This window comes from Arenimonas sp. (genome assembly GCF_019459675.1).
Taxonomy (GTDB): Bacteria; Pseudomonadota; Gammaproteobacteria; order Xanthomonadales; family Xanthomonadaceae; genus Arenimonas.
Genome location: NZ_JAIBFH010000158.1, coordinates 1 through 7205, shown reverse-complemented (window position 1 = coordinate 7205; position 7205 = coordinate 1). Strand labels below are relative to the sequence as shown.

Annotated in this window: 9 protein-coding genes, 1 tRNA gene and 1 other RNA gene; 4 read left to right on the top strand and 7 right to left on the bottom strand. The window is 71.1% G+C overall.

Annotation, left to right across the window (positions count from 1 at the left end; translation table 11 throughout):
- The coding region (gene dnaX, locus K0M70_RS05720; protein ID WP_290780458.1) for a DNA polymerase III subunit gamma/tau at positions 1-1264 on the bottom strand (1264 nt) is incomplete at its 3' end.
- A 138-nt stretch (positions 1265-1402) separates the two neighbouring features.
- On the opposite strand from dnaX, the gene K0M70_RS05715 reads away from it, so the two are divergent.
- Together K0M70_RS05715 and ffs are read left to right on the top strand one after the other, a co-directional pair.
- Positions 1403-1495 (top strand) — tRNA-Ser (locus K0M70_RS05715).
- Between the two features lie 82 nt (positions 1496-1577).
- An RNA gene (gene ffs, locus K0M70_RS05710) (signal recognition particle sRNA small type) lies at positions 1578-1674 on the top strand.
- 262 nt (positions 1675-1936) lie between these two features.
- On the opposite strand, the gene K0M70_RS05705 is transcribed toward ffs, so the two are convergent.
- Genes K0M70_RS05705 through K0M70_RS05680 form a run of 6 tightly spaced genes read right to left on the bottom strand, consistent with a single transcriptional unit; the run spans position 1937 to position 5596 of the window.
- A complete protein-coding gene (locus K0M70_RS05705; RefSeq protein ID WP_290780455.1) occupies positions 1937-2356 on the bottom strand; it encodes a molybdenum cofactor biosynthesis protein MoaE in 420 nt (139 codons plus the stop codon).
- Positions 2353-2589 carry a MoaD/ThiS family protein gene (locus tag K0M70_RS05700; protein WP_290780452.1) on the bottom strand — a complete coding sequence of 79 codons (237 nt, stop codon included), beginning with the start codon at positions 2587-2589 and terminating at the stop codon, positions 2353-2355. The genes K0M70_RS05705 and K0M70_RS05700 overlap by 4 nt, the downstream gene beginning before the upstream one ends.
- The gene (moaC, locus tag K0M70_RS05695; protein ID WP_290780450.1) at positions 2586-3074 is read right to left on the bottom strand and encodes a cyclic pyranopterin monophosphate synthase MoaC; all 489 of its coding nucleotides are present in this window, start codon (positions 3072-3074) and stop codon (positions 2586-2588) included. Before moaC ends, K0M70_RS05700 begins: the two co-directional genes overlap by 4 nt.
- A gap of 1 nt (position 3075) precedes the next feature.
- Complete coding sequence (gene moaA / locus K0M70_RS05690; protein ID WP_290780448.1) at positions 3076-4101, bottom strand: GTP 3',8-cyclase MoaA; 1026 nt, start codon at positions 4099-4101, stop codon at positions 3076-3078.
- A complete protein-coding gene (locus tag K0M70_RS05685) occupies positions 4098-4853 on the bottom strand; it encodes an MBL fold metallo-hydrolase (protein WP_290780446.1) in 756 nt (251 codons plus the stop codon). Before K0M70_RS05685 ends, moaA begins: the two co-directional genes overlap by 4 nt.
- Positions 4850-5596 carry a 3-deoxy-D-manno-octulosonic acid kinase gene (locus tag K0M70_RS05680; RefSeq protein WP_290780444.1) on the bottom strand — a complete coding sequence of 249 codons (747 nt, stop codon included), beginning with the start codon at positions 5594-5596 and terminating at the stop codon, positions 4850-4852. Before K0M70_RS05680 ends, K0M70_RS05685 begins: the two co-directional genes overlap by 4 nt.
- A gap of 17 nt (positions 5597-5613) precedes the next feature.
- Between K0M70_RS05680 and K0M70_RS05675 the strand changes: the two genes are divergently transcribed.
- The gene (locus K0M70_RS05675) at positions 5614-6732 is read left to right on the top strand and encodes a glycosyltransferase family 9 protein (protein WP_290780441.1); all 1119 of its coding nucleotides are present in this window, start codon (positions 5614-5616) and stop codon (positions 6730-6732) included.
- A gap of 115 nt (positions 6733-6847) precedes the next feature.
- A partial coding sequence (locus tag K0M70_RS05670) for a hypothetical protein (protein WP_290780438.1) occupies positions 6848-7205 on the top strand: 358 nt, incomplete at its 3' end.

Sequence of the window (7205 nt, the reverse complement as noted above, 5' to 3'; positions counted from 1 at the left end):
CCTGCACCGGCGGTGCGGCGGCCGGTGCTGCGGCGTGCGGTGCCGCGACCGGCGGTGCGGCGATCCGCGGCGCTGCGACCGGCGGCACCGCGGGAGCTGCGACCCGCGGCGCAGGGCCTGCTTCGTTGCGCTGCGCAGAGGTGGCAGCGGGCGCGCGCGGCGCCAGCGCCGGGCCGCCACCCTCGCCCGCCGGCCGGAAGGCCAGCATGCGCAGCAGCGCCATCTCGAAACCCGTGCGCGGGCTGGGCGCCAGGCCCAGGTCGCGCCGTCCGGTCACGGCCATCTGGTACCAAAGTTGCACCAGCTCGGGTGAAAGGCCGGCGGCGAGGCCCTCGACGTCGCTGGCCTCCGCGTCGCCGGCCATGCCGGGCACCATCTGCAGCAGCTGGATGCGGTGCAGCGCGGTGGCCAGGTCTTCCAGCACATGGCTGAAATCGGGCGAGAACGACGCCAGTTCTTCGATACACGCCATCAGCGCGGCGCCGTCACCGGCGGCCAGCGCCGCCAGCAGCGCGCCCACCTGTGAACGGTCCACGGTGCCCAGCATCGCGTTCACCGCGGCGGTGTCGAGTTGGCCTCCGGTGTAGGCGATGGCCTGGTCCAGCAGCGACAGCCCGTCGCGCAGGCTGCCGTCGGCGGCGCGGGCCAGCAGCGCGATCGCCCCGGGCTCGGCCGCGATGGCCTCGGCCTGGAGGATGCGGCCGATCTGGCCACCGATCTGGGCTTCGTCCAGCCGCCGCAGGTTGAACTGCAGGCAGCGCGACAGCACCGTGACCGGCAGCTTCTGCGGGTCGGTGGTGGCCAGCAGGAACTTGACGTGTTCGGGCGGCTCTTCCAGCGTCTTGAGCAGCGCGTTGAACGCCGCCTTGGACAGCATGTGCACCTCGTCGATCAGGTAGACCTTGGTCTTGCCGCGCGACGGCAGGTACTGCGCGTTGTCGATCAGGTCGCGCACGTCGTCCACGCCGGTGTTGCTGGCGGCGTCGATTTCCAGCAGGTCAACGTAGCGGCCGGCGTCGATGTCGCGGCAGGCGGGGCATTCGCCGCAGGGTTCGGCGCTGGTGCCGCGCTCGCAGTTGAGCGACTTGGCGAAGATGCGCGCGATGGTGGTCTTGCCCACGCCGCGGGTGCCGGTGAACAGGAAAGCGTGGTGCACCTTGCCGGTCTCGAGCGCGTTGCTCAGCGCGCGCACGACATGCTCCTGCCCGACCAGTTCAGAGAAGCGCCGGGGGCGCCATTTTCGGGCAAGGACCAGATAGGACATGCGGGCACTCGGACGGGACGGGGAACGCCTGTGCATTGTGCCAACCCCCCCGCCCCCGGGCCAGCGCGAATCGCCGCGCTTGTCCCAGCCCTCGCCAGCCGGTATGCTTTCCGGCTAGTTTCAGGCGGTAATCTCTGCGGAGAGATGTCCGAGCGGTTGAAGGAGCACGCCTGGAAAGTGTGTAAACGGCTAAACCCCGTTTCGAGGGTTCGAATCCCTCTCTCTCCGCCACTATTCAGGCCGCCGGCGTTCCGGCCGCGGTTGCTTCCAAGACGGCGCGCCCCAGGGTGCGCCGTTCGCTTCAATGGTGGCCCCGTCGGCCCCCCGCGACGCTAGGTTGAAAACTCCGCCAGGGCCGGAAGGCAGCAACGGTATTGACTGATGCGGGTGCCGGGGCAAGCTGGCGGGGCTACCGCCATTTTCGGGCGCAGCCCGAAATGGCGGCCCTAAGTTTGCTGCGCAAACCCAGGGTCCCCTCCTGCCTTCCAATCCCCCGCGCCTGTCGTCGCGCCCCCCCGTGACCAAGGGGGGCTTCGCGCGCCGTGGCTGCGTGCTTCGACCCAGAGCTGTCTCTGTCACGAGGCCTGCCCAGCCCGCGAGCTTCAACTACGCTTCGGTTTATCCGCTCTTATCGGTCTTTATCCGCGTGCTCCGTGACAAAGCTTGCGCGGTTCAGGGGTCGGGGTGGAGCCAGGTGGGGGCGCCGGTGGCGTAGCGTTCGTGTTTCCAGATGGGGACGCGGGACTTCACTTCGTCGATGATCCAGCGGCAGGCTTCGAAGGCGGGGCCGCGGTGGCCGGCACTGACGCCGACCCACACCGCCAGCTCGCCCAGGGCCAGTTCGCCCGTGCGGTGCACGCAAGCCGCGCGGGTGATGGCGAAGCGCTCCAGGGCCTGGTCGATGATGGCCTGGCCTTCGGTTTCGGCCAGCGCGCGGTAGCTTTCGTAGAACAGGCCCTGCACCGCCCTGCCCTCGTTGTGGTCGCGCACCCAGCCTTCGAAGCTGGCGTACGCGCCGGCGTCGTGGCCAAGCAGCTGCTCGCGCAGCGGCGCGATCAGGAACGGCTCCTCGCTGATGGCGAACCGGTTCATCCGCCCGACACCGGCGGGATGAAGGCGATCTCGCAGCCGTCGGACAAGGGGCTGTCCCAGGGGACGAACGCGCCGTCCACCGCCACGCGCAGCTTCGTCGCCGGCAGGCTGAAGCCATGGCGCAGCGACAGCGCGTCGTAAAGCGCGCGCAGCGACGCCGGCAGCGGCAGCAGTTCGCGGTCCACGCCCGCCGCTTCGCGCAGGCTGGCGAAATACAGCACCGTGACGCTCATGCGCCCGCCTTGCCTACGTCGCGCTTGCCGCCGCGCTTGGCCAGCAGCTTCGCCGGTCCGATCACCATCGCATGCGACAGCGCCTTGCACATGTCGTACACGGTCAACGCCGCCACCGTGGCGCCCGTCAGCGCCTCCATCTCGACGCCGGTGCGGTGGGTGGTGCGCACCGCGCACTCGATGCGCAGCGTCGTTTCATTGACCCAGGCCACGTCGAAGCGGCAGCCGTCGATCGGCAGCGGATGGCAGAACGGGATCAGTTCGTGCGTGCGCTTGACCGCCATCGTGCCGGCGATGATTGCCGTGTCCACCACCGCGCCCTTGGCCGTGCCCATGGCGGCCTTGCGGAGCGCCACGGCCACCGCGGCCGGGAACTTCACCCGGCATTCGGCCACCGCCTCGCGTGCGGTCACCGGCTTGGCCGAGACATCGACCATCGCCGGACGACCGGCCGCGTCGAGGTGGGTAAGTTTCGCCTTCGCCATGTCAGCCGCCTATGTAGAACATCTCGATCTTCCTGCGGTCGGCGGGTGCCGACGCGCGCTGTTCGCTGTAGCGGTCGGCGCGCAGGCGCCACAGGCCCGCCAGGTGCTCGGCCAGCGCATCTTCGCCGCGCCCGATGTGTTCGCGCAGCGGCTGGCCGCGGGTGGCGAACAGGCAGGTGAACAACTGGCCGTCGGCCGAAAGCCTGGCCCGGTGGCAGTCGCCGCAGAACGGGTCGCTGACCGAACTGACGAAGCCGACCTCACCGGCGCCATCCTCGTAGCCGTGGCGGGTGGCCACTTCGCCGCGATAGGTGGGCGTCAGCGCACGCAGCGGCCAGCGCGCGTGGATGCGGTCGCGCAGCTCGGCCGAAGGCACCACGCCCTCGCGCCGCCAGCCATTGCAGTTGCCCACGTCCATGTATTCGATGAAGCGCGGCACGTGCGGCGTGCCGCGGAAGTGGCCGGCGATGGCGAGGGCCTGGTCTTCGTTGAGCCCGCGCTGGACGACGCAGTTGAGCTTGATCGAGCGGAAACCCGCCTGTTCGGCGGCGGCGATCCCGGCCAGGACGTCGTCAACGTTGCCGCGGCCGCCGGACAGCGACCGGAACATGACCGGGTCCAGGGCGTCCAGGCTCACGGTCAGCCGATGCAGGCCGGCATCGCGCAGCGCGCGCGCCTGGCCGGCCAGCAGCGAGCCGTTGGTGGTCAGGGCCAGGTCGTCGATGCCCGGAATCGCGGCCAGGCGGGCGACCAGGTCGGGCAAGTGCTTGCGCAGCAGCGGCTCGCCGCCCGTGAGGCGCAGCTTGCTGACGCCCAGCCGCGCGAACGCCCGCACCGCGGTTTCAATCTCGTCGAAGCCCAGGCGGCTGGCGCGGTCGAGCGCTGTTTCGTCGGGCGTTAGGCCCTCGGGCATGCAGTAGGGGCAGCGGTAGTTGCAGGTCTCGATGACCGAGATGCGCAGGTCGTGCAGCGGGCGACCCCGCACGTCACGCGGAAGGGCCGGCTCCACGGCCAGCGGGTGGTTCACGGCACGCGCCCTGACAGGGGCGCCGCCAACGGCAGCACCTCGCCGGCACTGGCCACCCGGTGGCCGCGGCGGCGCAGCGCCTCGGCGTCCTCCAGCGACGCGTAGTGGTAGAGCACGCAGCGCGCCAGCAGCGGCGCCGGGTACTCACGTTCGAGGTCGTCGATGCCGCTGTGCGACGGATTGCCGTGCAGCGCGCAGTCGTGCGCCACCCACTCGCCGGCGTCGGCGTGGCGGGCCAGCATTTCGGGAATGGGCCGGGTGTCGCCGGTCCACACCACGCTGCCGGGCAGCCGCAGGCCGAAAGCCGTGTCGGGAAGGTGGTGCCGGACCGGGAACACTTCGTAGGCAACGTCGCGGTGCCAGAAGCCGCGCGTCACCGGAACCAGCTGGAAGGCGTCCCACCAGTTGGCGCCGCCCTCGGCCACCACGCCCGGATAGTCGGCCACGCGCGCCTGCAGGTGCGCGAGCACCGTCACCGGCACGTAGAGCCGGACCTTGCCGCGGCGCGCCGGGTCGAAATAAGTCGCGAAGAAGAGCCGCTCCAGGCCCGCAACATGGTCCATGTGCACGTGGGTGATGAACAGCGCATCGGGCAGCGCCTGGTAGCGATGCACGAAGGCCGTCAGCGCCTCCTGCCCGCAGTCGATCATCAGTTCGGGCGCACCATCGCGCTCGATCACGGCGGACGCCGAGCCCAGCGTCACCGCCGCACCGGCATTGCCCACGCCCAGGAAGCGCAGCGCCCAGCTCATGCCGGCACGCCTTTGACGGCATCGGCATAGGCGCGCCGCAGCCGGCTGAAGCCCGGCTGCCAGCGCATGCCGCCGCGCGAAAGTTTTGCCAGCGAACGCGCCAGACGCCGCAGGTTGCGTTCGCGCCAGGCGCCGCCGCTGCGTCGCCGGAGGCAGCGGTCGAAATCGATCAGCCAGACACGGCCGTCCGGGTCCACCAGGACGTTGTCGGCGTTGAGGTCGGCATGGTCGACGCCCGCCAGGTGGAAGCGCGCAAGCACCTCGCCCACGGCCTCCCAGGGGGCCTGGTCCACGTCCTGGCCCAGCCACTGCGAGAGCGCCCTGGCGCCGGCGATCCGCTCCACCAGAATGGCGGCGCCGTAGCCCCAGCCGCGGCGCCAGTACCCGGCCACCAGCGGTGCCGGCACCGGCAGGCCTTCGCGATGCAGCTGCCCAAGCAGACGGAACTCGGCCAGGCTGCGCACGCGCGACTCGCCCAGCCAGGCGTAGCGTCGGCATCCGAGCTTGGCCGCCAGGCCGCCGCGACGATAGTGCCGCAGCACCGCCTCGCCGGCGTCGCCGGGCACGAACCAGGCGGCTCCGCGCCCCCCTTCGCCGACCGCGCTGGCGGCGGCGCCGTAGTGGGCCGGATCCAGCAGCTCGGGGCCAGCTTGCCGCAGCCGCACCGCGTCGAACACAATCACTCCTGCGCCGCGATCATCGCGGAACGTCTGGTGTCGCTCGGCGGCGGCGCTCACTTCCATGCCGGCCAGTCTAACCAATGCCCGTGAACATCGCGCCGCGATCGCTCTGCCTGATGCGCCTGTCGGCGCTGGGCGACGTCACCCACGCGCTGGCGCTGGTGCGCGCGCTGCAGCGCGCCATGCCGGCACTGGCGATCACCTGGATCATCGGCAAGGGCGAAGCGAAGCTGCTCGAAGGCCTGGACGGCGTCGAGTTCATCGTCTTCGACAAGAAGGCAGGCCTGGCGGGATGGCGCGACCTGCGCGCCCGGCTTGCCGGCCGCCGGTTCGACGTGCTGCTGCAGCTGCAGCTGGCGCTGCGCGCGGGCCTGGCCTCCACCGTGGTCCGAGCCGACCGGCGCATTGGCTTTGATCGCGGACGCAGCAAGGAAGGCCATGGGCTTTTCATCAACGAGCGCATTGCGCCGGGCGGCCACCATGTGCTGGACGCCTTCCAGCAATTCCTGGCGCCGCTGGGCATCGCCGCCGGTCCGGTGGAATGGCGCATGCCGGTACCCGAGGCGGCACATGCCTGGGCCGCCGGACACTTGCCCGGCAGCCAGCCCACGCTGCTGATTTCGCCCTGCTCCAGCCACCCGTTGCGCAACTGGCGCGCCGAACGCTACGCCGCGGTGGCCGACCACGCCGCCGCCCGCGGCTGGCGCGTGGTGCTGTGCGGCGGACGCAGCCGGCTTGAGCGCGACACCGCCGACGCCATCCTGGCGGCCATGGCCGGCCCGGCCATGGACCTGGTGGGCAAGGACACGCTCAAGCAGCTGCTGGCCCTGCTGGCCCGCGCCAGCCTGGTGCTGACCCCCGATTCGGGCCCGACCCACCTGGCCAACGCCATGGGCACGGCCGTGCTGGGCCTGCATGCCTGCACGGATGCCGAGCGCTCGGGACCCTGGTCGGACACCCGCTGGTGCGTCAATCGTTATTCCCAGGCGGTGGAGAGCTTCCTGAAGATCCCCGCGGCGCAGGTCCGCTGGGGGCGCCGGGTCGAGTTCCCGGGCGTGATGGACCTGGTGACGGTGGCCGACGCGCTGGAGCGTTTCGACGCCTACGCGGCCGCCGCGGACGAGCGCGGGCGACTGCCGGCTCGTACCGGGCAGGACGGGCTGCCGTACCGGCCGTCGGATCTGCGCGGGAAAATGTGAACTAGTTCACATTTTTCTCTCCTTCACGGCGAAAACGGCTCCGCGTTGGTGTAAACGTGGCCTGAATGGTCGCCAGCGCGCGGCCACCTGCCAACCGCCCCCCCGGAGCCGCCCGATGCGCAGCCACGTTCGCCGACTCCTGCCGGTCGCCTTCCTTGTGCTCGGCTGTGCGCCGCTGGCGGCGCAAAACCTGCCCAATCTCACCGAGTTCAGCAGCACCGCGGTGGCTGCGCACAGCGGGCTGTGCATGGAAGTGCCGGGCGCCTCGACGGCCGCCGACCTGCAGCTCACCCAGAACACCTGCAGCGCGCGCCCCGAGCAGGGCCTGCGCTTCGTGCCCGTGAACGGCCAGCCGCAGGTGGCAAGCATCCGCACCGCCGGCGGCCTCTGCCTGGCGGCGCGCCCCGCCGGCACGGTGCACCGTACGGCGGTCGTGGCGGTGGCCCGCCACAACCCCGCCGACCAGCGCATCC

What these genes read in the sequence shown, in the direction of transcription:
- K0M70_RS05675 (WP_290780441.1), top strand. Translation starts at nt 5,614, where the DNA reads ATGCCCGTGAACATCGCGCCGCGATCGCTCTGCCTGATGCGCCTGTCG.
- K0M70_RS05705 (WP_290780455.1), bottom strand. Translation starts at nt 2,356, where the DNA reads ATGAACCGGTTCGCCATCAGCGAGGAGCCGTTCCTGATCGCGCCGCTG.
- K0M70_RS05700 (WP_290780452.1), bottom strand. Translation starts at nt 2,589, where the DNA reads ATGAGCGTCACGGTGCTGTATTTCGCCAGCCTGCGCGAAGCGGCGGGC.
- moaC (WP_290780450.1), bottom strand. Translation starts at nt 3,074, where the DNA reads ATGGCGAAGGCGAAACTTACCCACCTCGACGCGGCCGGTCGTCCGGCG.
- K0M70_RS05685 (WP_290780446.1), bottom strand. Translation starts at nt 4,853, where the DNA reads ATGAGCTGGGCGCTGCGCTTCCTGGGCGTGGGCAATGCCGGTGCGGCG.
- K0M70_RS05680 (WP_290780444.1), bottom strand. Translation starts at nt 5,596, where the DNA reads ATGGAAGTGAGCGCCGCCGCCGAGCGACACCAGACGTTCCGCGATGAT.